15 protein-coding genes are annotated in these 18,000 nt (G+C 31.8%); 9 read left to right on the top strand and 6 right to left on the bottom strand.

Annotated features, from left to right (window positions below; genetic code table 11):
- Positions 1-22: 22 nt before the first annotated feature.
- From KK2020170_RS05870 to miaB, 3 genes are read right to left on the bottom strand one after another with little or no spacing between them, the layout of a single operon-like run.
- A complete protein-coding gene (locus KK2020170_RS05870; protein ID WP_221259887.1) occupies positions 23-1,288 on the bottom strand; it encodes a sigma-54 interaction domain-containing protein in 1,266 nt (421 codons plus the stop codon).
- Between the two features lie 50 nt (positions 1,289-1,338).
- Positions 1,339-1,836 carry a YcxB family protein gene (locus tag KK2020170_RS05875; RefSeq protein ID WP_221259888.1) on the bottom strand — a complete coding sequence of 166 codons (498 nt, stop codon included), beginning with the start codon at positions 1,834-1,836 and terminating at the stop codon, positions 1,339-1,341.
- Positions 1,837-1,845: 9 nt separating this feature from the next.
- Complete coding sequence (miaB, locus tag KK2020170_RS05880; protein WP_221259889.1) at positions 1,846-3,294, bottom strand: tRNA (N6-isopentenyl adenosine(37)-C2)-methylthiotransferase MiaB; 1,449 nt, start codon at positions 3,292-3,294, stop codon at positions 1,846-1,848.
- Between the two features lie 170 nt (positions 3,295-3,464).
- On the opposite strand from miaB, the gene topA reads away from it, so the two are divergent.
- The 7 genes from topA to KK2020170_RS05915 all read left to right on the top strand — a co-directional run bounded on the left by topA (position 3,465) and on the right by KK2020170_RS05915 (position 13,023).
- A complete protein-coding gene (gene topA / locus KK2020170_RS05885) occupies positions 3,465-5,951 on the top strand; it encodes a type I DNA topoisomerase (protein ID WP_221259890.1) in 2,487 nt (828 codons plus the stop codon).
- 2 nt (positions 5,952-5,953) lie between these two features.
- Positions 5,954-7,102 carry a formimidoylglutamase gene (locus KK2020170_RS05890; protein WP_221259891.1) on the top strand — a complete coding sequence of 383 codons (1,149 nt, stop codon included), beginning with the start codon at positions 5,954-5,956 and terminating at the stop codon, positions 7,100-7,102.
- A gap of 146 nt (positions 7,103-7,248) precedes the next feature.
- A complete protein-coding gene (porK, locus tag KK2020170_RS05895; RefSeq protein ID WP_221259892.1) occupies positions 7,249-8,649 on the top strand; it encodes a T9SS ring complex lipoprotein PorK/GldK in 1,401 nt (466 codons plus the stop codon).
- A 51-nt stretch (positions 8,650-8,700) separates the two neighbouring features.
- Complete coding sequence (porL, locus tag KK2020170_RS05900; RefSeq protein ID WP_221259893.1) at positions 8,701-9,333, top strand: type IX secretion system motor protein PorL/GldL; 633 nt, start codon at positions 8,701-8,703, stop codon at positions 9,331-9,333.
- Between the two features lie 62 nt (positions 9,334-9,395).
- Positions 9,396-10,952 (top strand): type IX secretion system motor protein PorM/GldM, encoded by a 1,557-nt coding sequence (gene porM / locus KK2020170_RS05905; RefSeq protein WP_221259894.1) that lies wholly within the window; start codon positions 9,396-9,398, stop codon positions 10,950-10,952.
- Between the two features lie 34 nt (positions 10,953-10,986).
- The gene (gene porN / locus KK2020170_RS05910) at positions 10,987-11,904 is read left to right on the top strand and encodes a type IX secretion system ring subunit PorN/GldN (RefSeq protein WP_221259895.1); all 918 of its coding nucleotides are present in this window, start codon (positions 10,987-10,989) and stop codon (positions 11,902-11,904) included.
- 66 nt (positions 11,905-11,970) lie between these two features.
- A complete protein-coding gene (locus tag KK2020170_RS05915; RefSeq protein WP_221259896.1) occupies positions 11,971-13,023 on the top strand; it encodes an NAD(P)/FAD-dependent oxidoreductase in 1,053 nt (350 codons plus the stop codon).
- Here KK2020170_RS05915 and KK2020170_RS05920 read toward each other — a convergent pair.
- The gene (locus tag KK2020170_RS05920) at positions 13,020-13,424 is read right to left on the bottom strand and encodes a DUF983 domain-containing protein (RefSeq protein ID WP_221259897.1); all 405 of its coding nucleotides are present in this window, start codon (positions 13,422-13,424) and stop codon (positions 13,020-13,022) included. The two genes, KK2020170_RS05915 and KK2020170_RS05920, sit on opposite strands and share 4 nt — an antisense overlap.
- Positions 13,425-13,492: 68 nt before the next feature.
- On the opposite strand from KK2020170_RS05920, the gene KK2020170_RS05925 reads away from it, so the two are divergent.
- Entirely contained in the window at positions 13,493-15,418 is a 1,926-nt protein-coding gene (locus tag KK2020170_RS05925) for an ABC-F family ATP-binding cassette domain-containing protein (protein WP_221259898.1), read from the top strand.
- Between the two features lie 106 nt (positions 15,419-15,524).
- On the opposite strand, the gene KK2020170_RS05930 is transcribed toward KK2020170_RS05925, so the two are convergent.
- Both KK2020170_RS05930 and KK2020170_RS05935 read right to left on the bottom strand, forming a co-directional pair.
- Positions 15,525-16,670 carry a peptidoglycan bridge formation glycyltransferase FemA/FemB family protein gene (locus KK2020170_RS05930; RefSeq protein WP_221259899.1) on the bottom strand — a complete coding sequence of 382 codons (1,146 nt, stop codon included), beginning with the start codon at positions 16,668-16,670 and terminating at the stop codon, positions 15,525-15,527.
- Positions 16,671-16,741: 71 nt separating this feature from the next.
- Positions 16,742-17,218 (bottom strand): DUF1761 domain-containing protein, encoded by a 477-nt coding sequence (locus KK2020170_RS05935; RefSeq protein ID WP_221259900.1) that lies wholly within the window; start codon positions 17,216-17,218, stop codon positions 16,742-16,744.
- Between the two features lie 286 nt (positions 17,219-17,504).
- Here KK2020170_RS05935 and KK2020170_RS05940 point away from each other — a divergent pair, with 286 nt between their 5' ends.
- Entirely contained in the window at positions 17,505-17,945 is a 441-nt protein-coding gene (locus KK2020170_RS05940; protein WP_221259901.1) for a hypothetical protein, read from the top strand.
- Positions 17,946-18,000 lie beyond the last annotated feature (55 nt).

Raw genomic sequence — 18,000 nt, forward strand, 5'->3', positions numbered from 1 at the left:
TTCACTTTTGCCTTTAACCTTATTACAAATCGTATTGTTTAATTTTTCGGTATAATGTTCTTTCAGAAATTCCTAATTCATCAGCCGCCGCTTTCCTCTTTCCTTTGTTGCGTTCTAATGCTTTTTTAATTAATTCTATTTCTTTTGCCTCTAAACTCAAAGTTTCTTCTTCTTCAACGGTTTCTGCAAATAAGAAATTATCATCGTCTAAATCGTCATCATGAATTTCTTCTTGAACAATTTCTGGTCGAACCGGATATAATTCTGCTTTAGGTTCTTCATCAAAGATAACATTATCTTCTTTTTGACCGTAAATGCGTTGAATTAAATTTTTATTGGTTTCTTGAACTTTAGAACTTCCGTTTTGCATCAATTCTAATGTCAGCTTTTTCAAATCATTCAAGTCAGCTTTCATGTCGAAAAGCACTTTGTACAAAATTTCTCTTTCGTTGCTAAAATCACTATCCTTTTTAGTATGATTAATTACCGAAGGTAAATTACTTCCTTCTTTTGGTAAATAGCCTTGTAAAGTAGCCACCGAAATTTCTCTATTGGTTTCTAAAACCGAAATTTGTTCGGCAATATTTCGCAACTGACGAACATTTCCACTCCAACGGTGACGAATTAAATACTGCACAGCATCATCAGTTAAGCGAATTGGCGGCATTTTGTATTTATGTGCAAAATCGGAAGCAAACTTTCTAAATAGAATATGAATATCGTCTTTTCTATCGCGTAAAGGCGGCAATAAAATTTCAACCGTACTTAAACGATAGAATAAATCTTCACGAAATTTTCCTTTTTCAATCGCTTCCATCATATTAACGTTGGTTGCAGCCACAATACGAACATTCGTTTTTTGAACTTGTGAAGAACCTACTTTTATAAATTCACCATTTTCTAAAACACGCAATAAACGAACTTGTGTAGTTAAAGGTAACTCACCAACTTCATCTAAGAATATAGTTCCACCATCGGCTACTTCAAAATAACCTTCGCGAGTAGAAGTTGCTCCTGTAAAAGCACCTTTTTCGTGTCCGAAAAGTTCACTATCAATAGTCCCTTCTGGAATGGCGCCACAGTTTACCGCAATATACTTACCATGTTTACGATGTGATAGTGCATGTATAATTTTTGGAATACTTTCTTTACCAACACCACTTTCTCCTGTAACTAAAACTGAAATATCTGTTGGCGCTACTTGGATAGCTTTTTCTATGGCACGATTTAATTTTGGGTCGTTACCTATAATTTCAAAGCGTTGTTTTATATTTTGAATGCTTTCCATTCTAATTGTTTCAAGTTGTTTTTTGTTGTAGTGTTATAAAAAAAGCATAGTTATTTTAAACTCTTTTTAATGTTTAAAGAATTGAATAATTCTTTTAAGTCATTCAATTGATTATTTCTTAAATCGGACTTTTTAATAAAATTAGCTCTATTCTTATAAGTGTAAATTAAGAAAAACTCATTTTTTTCCACAACTTTAAAAATGTCTTTCCAAAAATGCTTTACTTCAAATGTTTCTCCTTTTTCTTGAAAATAATCCTCATTTAAAATGTAAATTATCTTTTCTTTTAATCTTGGGTTTTCCTGAATTTGTCTTTTTGAAGTCTTATATATAGAATAAATTGTAAAGGAAATAAATAAGATAAAAACTAATAATGGAACCCAAAGATTAATTAAATCCAAAGCATCTTTTAAATAAAAGTTTAGAATTAAAAACAAAAGTATTGCTATTCCATAAAGCGCTATTTTTTGATTTTTAAAAACAAGTAATGACGCTTTAAAGGTACTTTTAATATCAAAAGTTGGAGTTACAATAATGTCTTGATTCATCTTATTAATTTATTGCATAATTTCTGAATATCCTACTGCTTCTCCAATAAGTGTAGCAGCAGTACAATCTGAAATTTTTACGTTAACAAAATCGCCAGGTTTGTAATTTTCTTTAGGGAAAACCACCACTGTATTTTGAGAGTTTCTTCCACTCCAATGTTGGTCTGAACGTTTTGAATCTTTTTCAATTAAAACTTCAACAGTTTGACCTACGAAACGTTGTGTTCTTTCTAAAGCAATACGTTGTTGTAAATCGATAATTTCATTTAAACGTCGCTTTTTAACTTCTTCAGGAACATCATCTTCCATTTTTCTAGCAGCTAAAGTTCCAGGTCTTTCAGAATAAGCAAACATAAAACCGAAATCGTAACGAACATGTTCCATTAACGATAAAGTATCTTGATGGTCTTCTTCAGTTTCTGTTGGGAAACCAGAAATCATATCTTGTGATAATGAAATGTCTGGAATAATTTCATAGATTTTATCAACTAAAGCAATATATTCTTCACGAGTATGTTGACGATTCATTTCTTTTAAAATACGCGTACTTCCCGATTGAACTGGTAAGTGTATGTATTTACAAATATTATGGTGTTTTGCCATCACTTCAATAACTTCCACATGCATATCTTGTGGGTTTGAAGTTGAAAAACGAAAACGCATTTTTGGAAATTGCGTAGCACACATATCTAATAACTGAGCAAAGTCAACCGCAGTTGCTTTTTGCATTTCGCTAGCTTTGTCGTAATCTTTCTTAAGTCCGCCACCATACCATAAAAAGCTATCTACATTTTGACCAAGTAAAGTAACTTCTTTAAAACCTTTACTCCATAAATCTTGTATTTCTTCTAAAATACTTTGCGGGTCACGACTTCGTTCTCTTCCTCTTGTAAAAGGAACTACACAAAACGTGCACATATTATCACATCCACGTGTAATGGAAACAAAAGCGGTAACACCGTTGCTACTTAAACGAACCGGTTGAATATCGCCATACGTTTCTTCTTTAGATAAGATTACGTTAATTGCATCACGACCTTCGTCTACTTCTTTTAAAAGATTCGGAATGTCTTTATATGCATCTGGTCCTACAACCATATCTACAATTTTCTCTTCGTCTAAAAATTTTTCTTTTAAACGTTCTGCCATACAACCTAAAACCCCAACTTTCATCGAAGGATTTATTTTCTTTATAGCATTATATTGTTCCAAACGCTTACGAACCGTTTGTTCTGCTTTATCGCGTATAGAACAAGTGTTTACCAAAACTAAATCGGCTTCTTCTAAGTTTTGAGTAGTGTTATACCCTTGATTAGCTAAAATAGAAGCAACTATTTCACTGTCTGAAAAATTCATTTGGCAACCATAACTTTCAATAAAAAGTTTTTTAGTATTGCCTTCCTTTTGTTCTTGAACTAAACTTGTTCCTTGTTTGTTTTCTTCAATTACCTTTTCCATATAATCAAATTCCGAATGCGATTTTATATAATTCGGGTTGCAAAGATAATACTAAAATGTAAAATATGACAACTTGTCAGATTTTCTTTAACAAAATATTTTGCTGAAAAACGTCTAAAAAATTGAAATTGAAAAAAAACTTATACTTTTGCCACAAAGAAAAAGTTGAAATGGCAAAGAATTTAGTTATCGTTGAGTCGCCAGCTAAGGCAAAAACAATCGAGAAATTTCTGGGGAAAGACTTTCAGGTGGAATCAAGTTTTGGACATATAGCCGACTTACCATCAAGAGAAATAGGAGTTGATGTAGAGAATGGTTTTAAACCAAAATATGAAGTTTCAAGCGATAAAAAAGCTTTGGTTAAAAAACTTAAGGATTTAGCTAAAAGTGCCGAAATGGTTTGGTTAGCTTCCGATGAAGACCGAGAGGGAGAAGCAATTTCTTGGCATTTAGCCGAAGAATTAAAGTTAAAACCAGAAAAAACAAAGCGAATTGTTTTTCACGAAATTACTAAAACTGCCATTCTAAAGGCAATTGAAAATCCAAGAGGAATTAATTACGATTTAGTAAATGCACAACAAGCAAGAAGAGTTTTAGATAGATTGGTGGGTTACGAGCTTTCTCCAGTTTTATGGAAAAAAGTAAAAGGCGGACTTTCAGCTGGTCGTGTGCAATCAGTTTCTGTGCGTTTAATTGTAGAACGTGAAAGAGAAATTTTAGATTTTAATGCTGAAGCTTCATATAGTATTGTCGCAGAATTTGTAAATGAAAAAGGGAAATCGTTTAAAGCGAAATTGCCTAAAAACTTTACATCTAAAAAAGAAGCGGAAGATTTTCTACAGAAAAATATTGGTTCACAATATAAAGTAGCCGATTTAGAAACGAAGCCAACTAAAAAATCTCCAGCGGCACCATTTACAACTTCTACGTTACAACAGGAAGCTGCGAGAAAATTATATTTACCAGTTGGGATTACGATGCAAGTAGCTCAGCGTTTATATGAAGCCGGTTTGATTACCTATATGAGAACCGATAGTGTGAACTTGTCTAATGATGCTTTAGATGCTGCTAAAGCAGAAATTGAAAGTTACTACGGAAAAGAGTTTTCGCAAACACGAAATTATGCTACGAAAGCTAAAGGAGCACAAGAGGCTCACGAGGCTATTCGTCCAACAGATATGAGTCGTCATTCGGTTAATTTAGATAGAAATGAATCGAGATTATACGATTTAATTTGGAAAAGAACAATTGCTTCTCAAATGAGTGATGCTCAATTAGAACGTACAAATGTAAAAGTAGAAGCGTCAAATCATAAAGAACTTTTCGCTGCAACAGGTGAAGTAATTAAGTTTGAAGGTTTCTTAAAAGTATATTTAGAAGGTCATGACGAGGATGAAGAAGAACAAGAAGGAATGTTGCCTCAAATGGTTATTGGTGAAAAGCTTTCTAATACAAATATTGTTGCTACGGAACGTTTTTCTCGTCCACCAAGTCGTTATACTGAAGCTTCTTTAGTTAAAAAATTAGAAGAATTAGGAATTGGTCGTCCTTCAACATATGCGCCAACTATTTCTACTATTATTGCTCGTAATTATGTTGAAAAAGGAGCAAGTGAAGGTGTGGAGAGAAAATACAATCAAATTACATTAGAAGGTTCAGATATAAAATCGGTTGTTTTAAAAGAAACGACAGGTTCTGATAAAGGGAAATTGGTACCAACAGATATTGGAATGATTGTAAATGATTTCTTGGTTTCTAATTTTGAAACGATATTGGATTACAATTTTACAGCCAAAGTAGAGCAAGATTTCGACGAAATTGCAGAAGGAAAAGAAGATTGGGTAAAAATGATGAAAGATTTCTACTCTCATTTTCATCCTAATGTTGTTGATGTTGAAAAAAATGCTGATAGAGAAACTGGAGAACGTATTTTAGGAAATCATCCAGAATCTGGAAGACAGGTTTCTGTTCGTTTAGGAAAATTTGGCCCAATGGCTCAAATTGGAAGTATTGATGATGAAGAAAAACAATTTGCGAGCTTGTTGCCAGAACAAAATATATCTACTATAACTCTTGATGAAGCACTTTCTTTGTTTATGTTGCCAAAATCTTTAGGTAATTATGATGGGGAAGAAGTAGAAGTAAATAATGGTCGTTTTGGACCGTATGTTCGTTTTGGTAAAACTTTTATTTCGTTACCAAAAGGAGAAGAACCACTTGATGTTTCTTTAGAAAGAGCAATTGAACTTATTAAAGAAAAACGACAAGCAGATGCGCCAATAGCAACTCATGATGGATTGCCTGTGCAAAAAGGTGTTGGGCGTTTCGGACCGTTTATTAAATGGAACGGGATGTTTATCAATGTAAACAAAAAATATGATTTTGATAATTTATCGCAAGCTGATGTTATAGAGTTGATTGAAGATAAATTGCAAAAAGAAAAAGATAAACTTATTCATAACTGGGAAGATGAAGGAATTCGTGTTGAAAAAGCACGTTGGGGACGCTCAGTTATATTAAAAGGTAAAACTAAGATTGAGTTAAGTAAAGATGTTAATGCTGAAAAGTTGACTTTAGAAGAAGTTAAAGAGTTAATTGAGAAAAAAGCGCCAGCAAAAAAGTCTACATCAAAAAAAGCAACAGCTAAAAAGAAATAATTATGGTGTTTGATTTTCTGCAACCTATTAATGAGGGATTACTCAAGTTTGTCAATGGATTATCAAAACAAGCATTAGGAAATAAAATTATACTTCATACTGAAGACGAATTTCCTAATTTAGAGGAAATAAAAATTGCTTTAATTACGGTTAATGAATATAGAGGTGCTGAAGTTGATAATCCTGATGAAGATTTTGTAAATTTTAGAAAGTATCTTTATTCACTTTTTCCGGGAAATTGGAATTTTACTATTGCTGATTTAGGAAATATACAAGCTGGAGCATCAATAGAAGATACTTATTTTTTAGTAAAAACCATTTCGGAAGATTTAATCCGAAAAAAAATCACACCTATAATAATAGGAGGGACGCAAGATTTAACGTATCCTTTGTATAGGTCTTACGACAGTCTTGATCAAATGGTGAATTTGGTTGTTGTAGACAACGCTTTTGATTTTGCTAAAGAAGTTGGTTTGCCATTTAATTCTTATTTATCAAGGATTGTAGTAGAAGAGCCTTGTAATTTATTCAATTATGCAAATATTGGCTATCAAACTTATTTTAATTCTCAAGAAGAAATAGATTTAGTTGAGAAATTATTTTTTGAATCATATAGGCTTGGAGAAGTGTCTAATAATATTCCTATTGCAGAACCAGTTTTAAGAGATGCAGATGTAGTGAGTTTTGATTTGTGTTCTGTGCAGTCTTCATATTCGGGTAATTTTCATCAGTTTAATCCAAATGGCTTTACAGGTAAAGAAATATGTGCGTTGGCTCGTTATGCTGGAATAAGTGATAAAGTTTCAAGTTTCGGAATTTTTAACTTTTATAATTCGATAAAAGAAGTATCTTTGGTGGCCCAAGTATTATGGTATTTTTTAGAAGGTTATGCATTTCGTTCTAATGAATATCCTTATGGTAGTAAAGAAAGTTACTATAAATATATAGTGCCGATTGATGATGAAGAATTGATTTTTTATAAGAGCGATAAAACAGGAAGATGGTGGATTGAAATTCCATTTATTTTAAACGAGAATAATAAAATAAAAAGAAATACGTTATTACCTTGCACACATGAAGATTATTTAGCGGCATGTGAGCAAGAACGACCAGAAAGATGGTGGAAAGCACAAAGGCGAAATCTGTTGTAAAAAGTCTTAATAAGTGAGTATTTTGTTAAACAATATGGTTACTTTAAGATTTTTTTAAGGTTTTTTTTGAAAAAAAATTGTTTTTCTCAAATTTATTGAATAGGTTTACGCCCTTAAAAGTAAAAATACATTTAACCCAAATTTATATGAAGAAGTTAGTTGCATTTTCAGCAATTTTATCATTATTAGTTAGCTGTAGCAAGGGTGACAGAGGTGAATTAGTAGGAGCCAAAAGTAGAAAATGGCATCCAGAAAAGCCTTATGGGATGACTTTAGTTCCTGGTGGTGCTTTTGTAATGGGTAAATCAGATGATGATTTGGCAAACATTCAAGACGCTCCAACTAAAACAGTTACGGTTCGTTCGTTTTATATGGATGAAACTGAAATTACCAATGCGGAGTATCGTCAATTTGTTAATTGGGTAAAAGACTCAATTGTTAGAACAAGATTGGCAGTATTGGCAGATGAAGTAGGTGAAACTGGTTCAGATGGTGCTAGAAGTGGAAAAGAAGGTGGAAGTATTGGGGATTATGCTTTTGCAGATCAAAATGTAGAGGAAATGTCGCCTTATGATAAATATATGTATGAAAACTACTATAGTGTTGGGACTGATGAAGATCCTTATGCTGGTAGAAGATTAAAAAGAGGTAAAGGTGAGCCTAAATTAATTCAAGACCCTCAAAAATACCCAGATGAGTATTATGTTGAGGTTATGGATTCAATGTACTTACCAGAATCTGAGTCTTATAATGGGTTAAAGACTATGGATGTTTCTAAATTACAATTTAGATATAGAGAGGTAGATTGGAATAAGGCTGTAAAGAAAAAAGGAAGAAAAGGATTGTATGATGATAATCCGCCAATTGAAATTTATCCAGATACTACTGTTTGGATTACAGATTTCGCTTATTCATATAATGAACCAATGCATAATGATTATTTCTGGCATTCGGCATATGATGAGTATCCTGTAGTGGGTGTGAGCTGGAATCAAGCTAAAGCGTTTTGTGCTTGGAGAACAATGTATAAAAACTCTTATATTAAAAAGAAAAAAGGTAGAGATCAAATTAACTCTTTCCGTTTACCAACTGAAGCTGAATGGGAATATGCGGCAAGAGGTGGTATTGAGTCAGCTACTTATCCATGGGGTGGTCCATATGCTAAAAATGATAGAGGTTGTTTTATGGCAAACTTCAAACCTAATAGAGGTGATTATGCTGCGGATGGTGCTTTATATACTGTAGAAGCTAAATCTTATGAGCCAAATGATTATAATTTATATAATATGGCTGGTAATGTTTCTGAGTGGACTCAGTCGGCTTATAGCCCTTCTTCTTATGAGTTTGTTTCTACAATGAATCCAAATGTGCCAGATAGAAAAAATCAACGTAAAGTTGTTAGAGGTGGTTCTTGGAAAGATGTTGGGTATTTCCTAGCTGTTGGAACAAGAGATTATGAATATGCAGATTCATCAAGAAGTTACATTGGTTTCAGAACTGTTCAAGATTATATGGGAACAGCTGCAACTGGAACTAGACCAAAATAGTATTTAACCAATTTAAATTATATTAACTTAACTAACTAAAATTTATTTATTATGGCAATTTTAAGTAAAAAAGTAATGAATTTCCTTTATGGAATGGGTGCGGCAGTAGTAATCGTTGGAGCATTATTCAAATTAATGCACTGGCCAGGCGCAGGTCCAATGCTTATTATCGGATTATTAACGGAGGCTTTTATCTTTGGTTTGTCAGCTTTTGAAGCTCCAGAAAAAGATTTAGATTGGTCTTTAGTTTATCCAGAACTTGCTGGTGGTGATGCTAAGCCAAAAGGTAAAAATGAGAAGCCAGAAGATGCTCAAGGTTTATTATCTCAAAAATTAGATAATATGTTAAAAGAAGCTAAAATTGATGGTGCTTTAATGGAAAGTTTAGGTAACTCTATCAAAAATTTTGAAGGTGCTGCTAAAAACATCGCTCCAACTGTAGATTCTATTGCTTCTCAAAAACAATATGCTACTGAAATGGTTGCAGCTGCTGATAATTTAAAATCTTTAAACAGTTTATATCAAGCACAATTAGAAGGAGCTCAGAAAAATGCTGCTGCTAATGCTGAAATCGCTGAAAATGCTGCTAAATTAAAAGAGCAAATGCAATCAATGACTTCAAATATTGCTTCATTGAATGCTGTGTACGGTGGTATGCTTTCTGCTATGAGTAACAGAGGATAATTTATTATCAATTGTTAATCACTTAAATTATATTTAATAATAAAAAACAAAATTTTTAAGAAATGGCAGGAGGAAAGTTAACCCCTAGACAGAAGATGATTAACCTAATGTACTTGGTTTTCATCGCGATGCTAGCTTTAAATATGTCGAAAGAGGTATTAACCGCTTTCGGTTTGATGAATGAAAAATTTGATGCGGCTAATGCAACAATGGATCAAAGTAACCAAGGTTTATTAGGTTCATTAGAGACTAAAGCTTCTGATACTCCAGATCAATTTGGGGAAGCTAATAGAAAAGCGCAACAAATTAAATCTATTTCAAATGAGTTCTTTAATTATTTAGGGAAATTAAAATCTGAAGTAGAAGGTGGTTTTGAAAAAGAAGAAGGTAAATTACCTTACGAGGCAATGGATAAGTCTACAATTGATGAGGCTTGGTTTGCTGGAGATGGTTATTCTCCAAAAGGTAAAGAAATTATCGCTGCTTTTGACAAATACAAAAACGGTGTTCAAAGTGTTTTAGGAAATGTTGCTAAATACCAAGTTATTATGGATAACTTGAAAAAGAAATTTTCTACTGAGAACGTTAAAGATAAAGAAGGTGTTTCTAAATTATATTTAGATTATCATTTTAAAGGTTTCCCTGCTATTGCAACTGTTGCTAAGTTAGGAGCTTTACAAAATGATGTTAAAACAATCGAGGCTGACATCTATAATGCTTTCTTAGGTAACGCATTAACAACTGTTGCTTCTTTTAGAAACTATAAAGCAATTGTTATTCCTGAAAAATCAGCTTTCTTTGCTGGTGAGAAATTTGCAGGTAAAGTTGTATTAGGTCGTTATGACAAATCTACAGTACCAACTAAAGTTGTTGTTAATGGTTCAGAAGTTAATCTTAACGAGGCTTTAGAAGATGGTCAAGTTAACTTAAACTTTACTACAGGTAATGTAGGTGAGCATGAAATTAAAGGTAAATTTACTTTCATGGAAGACGGTAAACCAGTTGATATCGATATCGATGGAAACTATGTGGTAGTACCTAAGCCAAATTCAGCTACTGTATCTGCTGATAAGATGAATGTTGTATACCGTGGTGTTCCTAACCCTATGTCAATTTCATTTGCTGGTATTTCAGCTGATAAAGTTAACGCTACTGCTGCAGGAGCTACTTTATCTAAAGCTAGTAAGCCAGGACAATATACTTTGACTGCTGGTTCTGGTACTGAAACTACAATCAATGTTACAGGTACGTTGCCTGATGGTCAAAAAGTTTCTGATAAAAAAGTTTTCCGTATTAAAGGAATTCCTTCACCAACAGGTAAAATCCGTGGAGAAGATGCTGCAAAAGGTCCTAAATCAAGTTTAGAAAACTCTCAAGTATCTGCAGTATTAGAAGACTTTGATTTCCCAGTTACTGTTAATGTAACTCAGTTTAATATTAAAGTTCCAGGTCAACCTACAATTGTTGTAAATGGAAGCCGTTTAGACGGTAGAGCTAAAGCAGCTGTTAAGAAAGCAATGAAAGGTGATGTTATCATTATTTCTGATATTAAAGTTAAATATCAAGGAATTAATCAGGTAGCTAAAAAAGTATCGCCTTGTACATTTGAAATTTTATAATAATTTCTTATACCATAAAATAAAGACTTAGAAAATGAATTGGAGAAAGTTTATAGTAGTAGTAGCATTAGGTTTAAGTTCAACTTTTACTTATGCACAATCTAATCTTTTAAATGCAAAAACTCCTGATCAAATCGGGAAAAAAACGGATGCTGAATTAGTAGCCGAAAATGATATGCCTCTTCCTTACGGTTATGTAATGGATAGAGATATCTTAATGGGAAAAAGAGTTTGGGAAATCATCGACTTAGATGAGCGTGTAAACTTCCCTCTTTACTATCCTGTTGAAAAGAACCTTGGTCCTGACAGAAAGCCATTGTATGATGTTTTGAAGAAAGCTATCAGAGATAGTTTAATTACGGAAGTTTACGATGATAGTTATTTTACTACAAAGAAAACTTTAAAAGACATCGAGCAATCTTTATTTGCAATTGATACTACTGATGGAGGTAGAGAGCAAATGAATGAGGATTATGATGCATACTTAGCAGGTGAGAAAAAAATCGATGAACAATATATCATCAAAACTGAGATTGAAGCTGATTTAGTGAAATCTTACAAAGTTGTTGGATATTGGTATTTCGATAAAAGACAAGGTGAGTTAAAATACAGAATGTTAGGAATTTGTCCAGTTGTACCAGACGTACAAATTTATAAAGACAATCCTGATACTGATGAGATGGTTGAGTTATTCTGGGTATATTTTCCAGCTGCAAGAGAAGTTTTACACAAAGCTAAAGCTTTCAACAACAGAAACTCAGCAATGCCTTTTAGTTTCGATCATTTGTTAAATGCTAGACGTTTTAACGGTGTAATCTACATTGAAGAGAATGTTTATGCGGATAGACAAATTAAAGAATACATGAAAGAAAACGCTCAAATGCAATTATTAGAATCAGAGCGTGTTAAAGAGAAAATTAGAGATTTCGAACAAGATATGTGGAATTACTAGTATAAATTTTACTCCAATTCATTTTAATCCCGACAAGTAATTGTCGGGATTTCTTATTTTTGTACTATGATAGATTATATTATTGTCGGTGCTGGTTTAGCTGGAGTTTGTTTTTCTGAATTTGCCTTAAGTGCAGGTAAAAAAGTTTTAGTATACGAAAACAGTTCTCAGCCTTCTTCTACAGTTGCTGGTGGAATGTACAATCCTGTTGTATTAAAGCGTTTTACTGAAATTTGGAATGCTCAAATGCAATTAGACATCATTCAAGATTTCTATCCTAAGATAGAAGATAAATTAGATGTTAAATTCGATTTTCCGATGCCTCTTTGGCGCAAGTTTGCCAGCATTGAAGAACAAAATAATTGGTTTGTTGCCTCAGATAAACCTTCTCTTACAAATTTTCTAAATCCTAACTTGTTATTTGATAAAATTAACGGTGTAGATTCTCCTTTTGGCTTTGGTGAAGTCTTATATTCAGGTTATTTAGATATTAAGACATTAATAACCAATTATCAAAACTATTTAGAATCAAACAATATCCTTTTAAGAGAATCATTTCAATATGAAATAATTAGTTTTTATGAAGATTATGTTGAATATAAAGGTATAAAAACAAGACATATTGTCTTTTCAGAAGGTTTTGGTTTACACCAAAACCCTTTTTTCTATGATTTACCTTTAGACGGAACTAAAGGTGAATTATTACACATTAAATGTGCTGATTTAAATCTAGATAAAATTGTAAAATCAAATATTTTTATATTGCCAATTGGTAATGATATTTATAAAGTAGGTGCAACTTACAATTGGGAAGATAAAACCAATCAACCAACTATTCAAGGTAAGCAAGAACTTTTAGATAAATTAGATGAACTTATAGATTGTAAATACGAGATAGTAGAACATTTGGCTGGTGTTCGACCAACAGTTAAAGATAGAAGACCTCTTGTAGGAACACATTATAAATATAAAAACGTACATCTTCTAAATGGTTTAGGAACTAGAGGAGTTATGCTTGGACCATTTTTAGCTAAAAGCTTGTTGGAATACATAGAAAAAGAAGTTCCTTTAGATAAAGAAATTGATATTAATAGATATTACAAAAAAAGAGCTAATTAATTAGCTCTTTTTTCATGTTTATGTTCTTTCCAATCTTCATCGTAATCGACAAAGAAGTTTATCCATATATTTCTAGAAAGTCTAATTATAATTGGCAAAAAGAGAATTAATGTCCCTATAATAGCACCAAATGCAATTTTTAAACTTGTACCAATAAATACAAACGAAATTATAAATGCAGCAACGCCAAAAGCAATACCTACAGCATAGCTTACATACATTGCTCCATAAAAAAATGAAGGTTCGATTTGATATCTTAAGTTACAATGACTACAAGTTTCATGCATATCAGCAACTTTACCAAAATTATAAGGGTTTTTATCCTTATACATGCTCTCTTCTTGACATTTTGGACAACTTCCTGTTAAAATGCTATTGAGTTTCGTTCCTTTTTCTAACATTTGCATTAATTTTACACAAAGATACTACAAGGTAACTTTTTATAAGTAACAATTGTAACAAAAATACTATGCTTAATATACATAATTTATCCGTTTCATTTGGTGGAACTTATTTGTTTGAGGAAGTTACTTTTCGTTTAGGCGCTGGCGATAGAGTAGGTTTGGTTGGAAAAAATGGAGCCGGAAAATCAACAATGCTTAAAATTCTTGCAGGCGATATTCAACCTGATTCTGGAGTTATAGCGACTGAAAAGGAAGTGCGTTTAGGTTTTCTTCGTCAAGATATCGATTTTGAACAAGGAAGAACTGTTTTAGAAGAAGCGTATCAAGCTTTTGAAGATATTAAGCGTGCCGAATTTCGAATGGATGAAATTAATCATCAATTAGCGAATAGAACGGATTATGAAAGTCAAGGTTATCATGATTTAATTGATGAATTAAGCGAAGTTACACATCAGTATGAAATTCTTGGTGGTTATAATTACGTTGGTGAAACCGAAAAAATACTATTGGGCTTAGGCTTTAAAAGAGAAGAATTTAATAATCCTACGGATTCTTTCTCAGGTGGATGGAGAATGCGTATCGAATTGGCAAAATTATTATTGCAAAACAACGATGTTTTGCTTCTAGATGAGCCTACGAACCATTTAGATATAGAAAGTATCATTTGGTTAGAAAGCTTCTTAAAAAGCTTTCCTGGAGCTGTAGTAATTGTTTCTCACGATAAAATGTTTTTAGATAATGTTACCAATAGAACAATTGAGATTTCACTTGGTAAAATTTATGATTACAACAAGCCATATTCAAAATATTTAGTTTTACGTGAAGAAATTCGCGAAAAACAATTAGCAACGCAAAAGAATCAACAAAAGAAAATTGAAGAAACTGAAAAACTAATTGAAAAGTTTAGAGCAAAAGCATCTAAAGCTTCAATGGCGCAATCTTTAATTAAAAAATTAGATAGAGTAGAACGAATTGAAGTTGATGAAGATGATAATTCGGTAATGAATATTTCATTTTCCGTTTCGCAAACACCGGGTAGAGTAGTTATTGAAGCGGAACACGTTTCAAAGAATTTTGGAGAAAAGAAAGTATTAACCGATATTTCTCTTTTAGTGGAACGTGGAAGCAAAATTGCTTTCGTTGGGCAAAACGGACAAGGAAAATCGACTTTTATTAAGGCAATAGTTGATGAATTTGAGTATAATGGAATTATAAAACTCGGACATAATGTGCAGTTGGGTTATTTTGCTCAAAATCAAGCTGAATATTTAGATGGTGAAAAAACATTATTAGATACCATGCTCGACGCTGCAAACGATGGCAATCGACCAAAAGTTCGCGATATGTTAGGAGCATTTTTATTTAGAGGTGATGATGTTGAGAAAAAAGTAAAAGTGTTATCGGGTGGAGAAAGAAATCGTTTAGCTCTATGTAAATTGTTGCTTCAGCCTATCAATGTTTTGCTAATGGATGAGCCTACGAATCACTTAGATATAAAATCGAAAAACGTTTTAAAAGCGGCACTGAAAAATTATGAAGGTACTTTGCTTTTAGTTTCTCACGATCGTGATTTCTTACAAGGTTTAACCAATACGGTTTACGAATTTAAAGACCAAAAAATAAAAGAATACTTAGGAGACATTAATTTCTTCTTAGAGCAACGAAACGCAAATGATATGCGTGCTTTTGAAATTAAAGATCAAGTAAAATCACAAAACAATTTGAAACTTGAAACAAAAGAAGCGAAAACATTATCTTACGAAGAACAAAAGAAACAAAAGTCGCTTCAAAATAGATTGAGTAAAATTGAAAGTCAGATTAATGAATTAGAAAAAGCGATTCAAAAAGACGATGAAGATTTAGCGAGAAACTACGAAAAGTTGATGGAAGATACTAATTTCTTTTCGGCATATGAGAAGAAGAAAAAAGATTTAGATCAATTAATGGAAGATTGGGAAAGCGTTCAGTTTGAGATTGAAGATTTTAATTAGAAGCTATTTCCTGCTTTCACCTGCACACGGTGCTTGGCTCTATCAGGGCTATTTATAAAAATAAGTAATTTAGAATTAACAAATTAACGAATAACAAATTAACATATTACTTAAAAGGATGACGTTGGTGCCAAGAAACTTCAGGTTCTAAGCTGTCAAATATTTTTCCAATGTATTTGTTGATGAATTTATTAGTATGAAAAATGAATCCAGACATTTTTATAGGTTCAGCACCTATTGAACTCTTAATCTCTAAAGCAGTTCTTCCAAAAATTATTTTTTTGAAACCGTTTTCAATACCAAATTCGGTCATATTATAAAGCATGTTTAAATACAACATGTTTTCTTTTTGAAGCATTTCGTCGTAACCTAAGAAATAAGTTTCGAGAACCTCTCCATTTAAAAGTAAAGTATGAAAACCAACTAATTTTCCTTCCAGAAAATAACCACAAATTCTAAATCGATTGCCGCATTGTTTCTTAAAAGTAGAAAAGTGATGTTTGTCTAAAAAGAATGTATTAAACGGAGCATTTTTGGCAACATAATAATACAATTGATACAACTCGCTCTCAAAATGAATTACTTCTTCAGTAGAAAGTTCGCGAACTTCAATTCCATCAAACTTTTTATGCGCTCTTTTGTATTGGTCGCGATATTTTTTTGAAAAAGATTGAAAATAATCATCTTTTGTCTTCCAGTTTTTATCTAGATAAAAAATCATGTTTGGTTGCGCAGTAAATTCATACATTTTACCAAAATCAAACTTTTTTAATTCAGCAGAACATTCATTATAAAAGTCTTTATAGCTAACAATATGAATACGAATTTTTTTCTTTTTAAAATATTCAATGATAGCTTCAGTACATTGCATCATCACATTATTTACACTTTCAAAATCAATTTCTTTATTAAATGTATATCCATTTTGACCAGTAATCATATTGTTTCCTAAAAACAAAACGTGCGATGCAAAATTTTTAAAAACGAAATTTCTAATTTTTGTTTTAAAGCAATTATCACGTTCACCAAAAGATTCTAATTTGTTTAAATCAAGATATTGCGCTAATGAAGTTCCTATAAGTTCATGATCTTCAAAAATGCCAATAAAAAAACACTCCATATTTGTAGGAGCCGATTTTTCTAACACATTTAAATAAGGTGTTTGTAAAAAATGATTGGGATGCGAAACCTCATCCCAATTACGTGGAAGCTCGCTAACCGAATTATATATTTTAAAAGAGATGTTTTTCAATGCAAAAAATAATCGCTCTACAAAAATAGAGCGATTTATATTTAATTAAATGTTAAGAAACTAACTTTTTATTATTTCCATCCACAAATAATAGAACCCATAATTGTTAGTGATACAATCCAGTATCCTCCAGTTACAAGCATATATTTCCAAGATTTTTGTTCAAAAAGCCCATTTATAGCTGTTATTGGTAAAATAAATAGTAACCCTAGCATAAAACCGTGTAAGGCTCCATGTTTAAAAGTTCTAAAAACATCTTGTTTATCTTTTAAATACTCAATAAAAGAAGGATCTTCTAAGTTTCCACCCACTAATTGTAAAGCGCCTACTTGATGAATTACAAATTGAGGCATCATAAAAGCAATTAATACGGAGTAAATAAGAGTTAGTCCAAAAATCTTAGCCATATTTCCTTGTTTGGCTTTTTCTTCAGTCATTCCTGATTCTTGCATCCAAATAGTACCAAATACTTTCGGATTGTACCAAATAAATCCGACTAGAAAAGTCGATAAAGCAGCTACGAAAACTGCAATTGGATTAAATAACATAATTATTAGTTTAATTGGTTAGTATATCAAATATAGGAAAAAAAAAGATAGGAAAATTAGTCGTTTTTTATCACTTTTTATTCGATAAAAAGACTGTTCTAGAAGATAAAATTTCATATAAAGGTAAAAAATACGTATTTATACGTATAAAAATACGTATTTCTACGTATAGGAAAATACTTTGAAGTGCTATACTTTAGAATCGTAGAAATGGCATGATAAAATATTTTATTGGTATGGGTTATTTTCGTTTACATGTCATTTCTACTTTTTTAAATTATAAAAGATGAAAGCAGAAAATAAAATAGAATGGTTTAGTATCGACTCAAAGGCGGTATTGTTCTCTGTTTTCGGGTTGTCGTATTATTTCTTAATTGCAATAGTGCTTTTTAAACCATCTTTTGTAGATAGAATAAATAATAGATTATTATTAGATGTAAATTTCTATTACATTTTATTTTTTAGCATTTGTTTGTCGTTTGCTTGGTTAATAATGAATGTTGTTTTGACACGTTTTTTATTGTTGTTCAATCAAGAGAAAAAGGTAAATAATTTAACAGATGTTTTTATTAATTCGATGTTCTATTCAGTAGGGTACTTGTCTTGTGCTTTGCTACTAAACTATATACTGGATTATGATTTTAGGTACTTTGTTGCCTATGCCTATTTGTTTCTATCCTTAAGAATCATTTGGGTAATTTTAAAATTTGCATTTAGAAAAGTGTAGGTTAAAAATATTCGCTAGTTATGTATAGCTTAATTCTAAGCTTTTTTTCATAATC

Origin of the sequence: Flavobacterium okayamense (assembly GCF_019702945.1) — a bacterium.
GTDB lineage: Bacteria > Bacteroidota > Bacteroidia > Flavobacteriales > Flavobacteriaceae > Flavobacterium > Flavobacterium okayamense.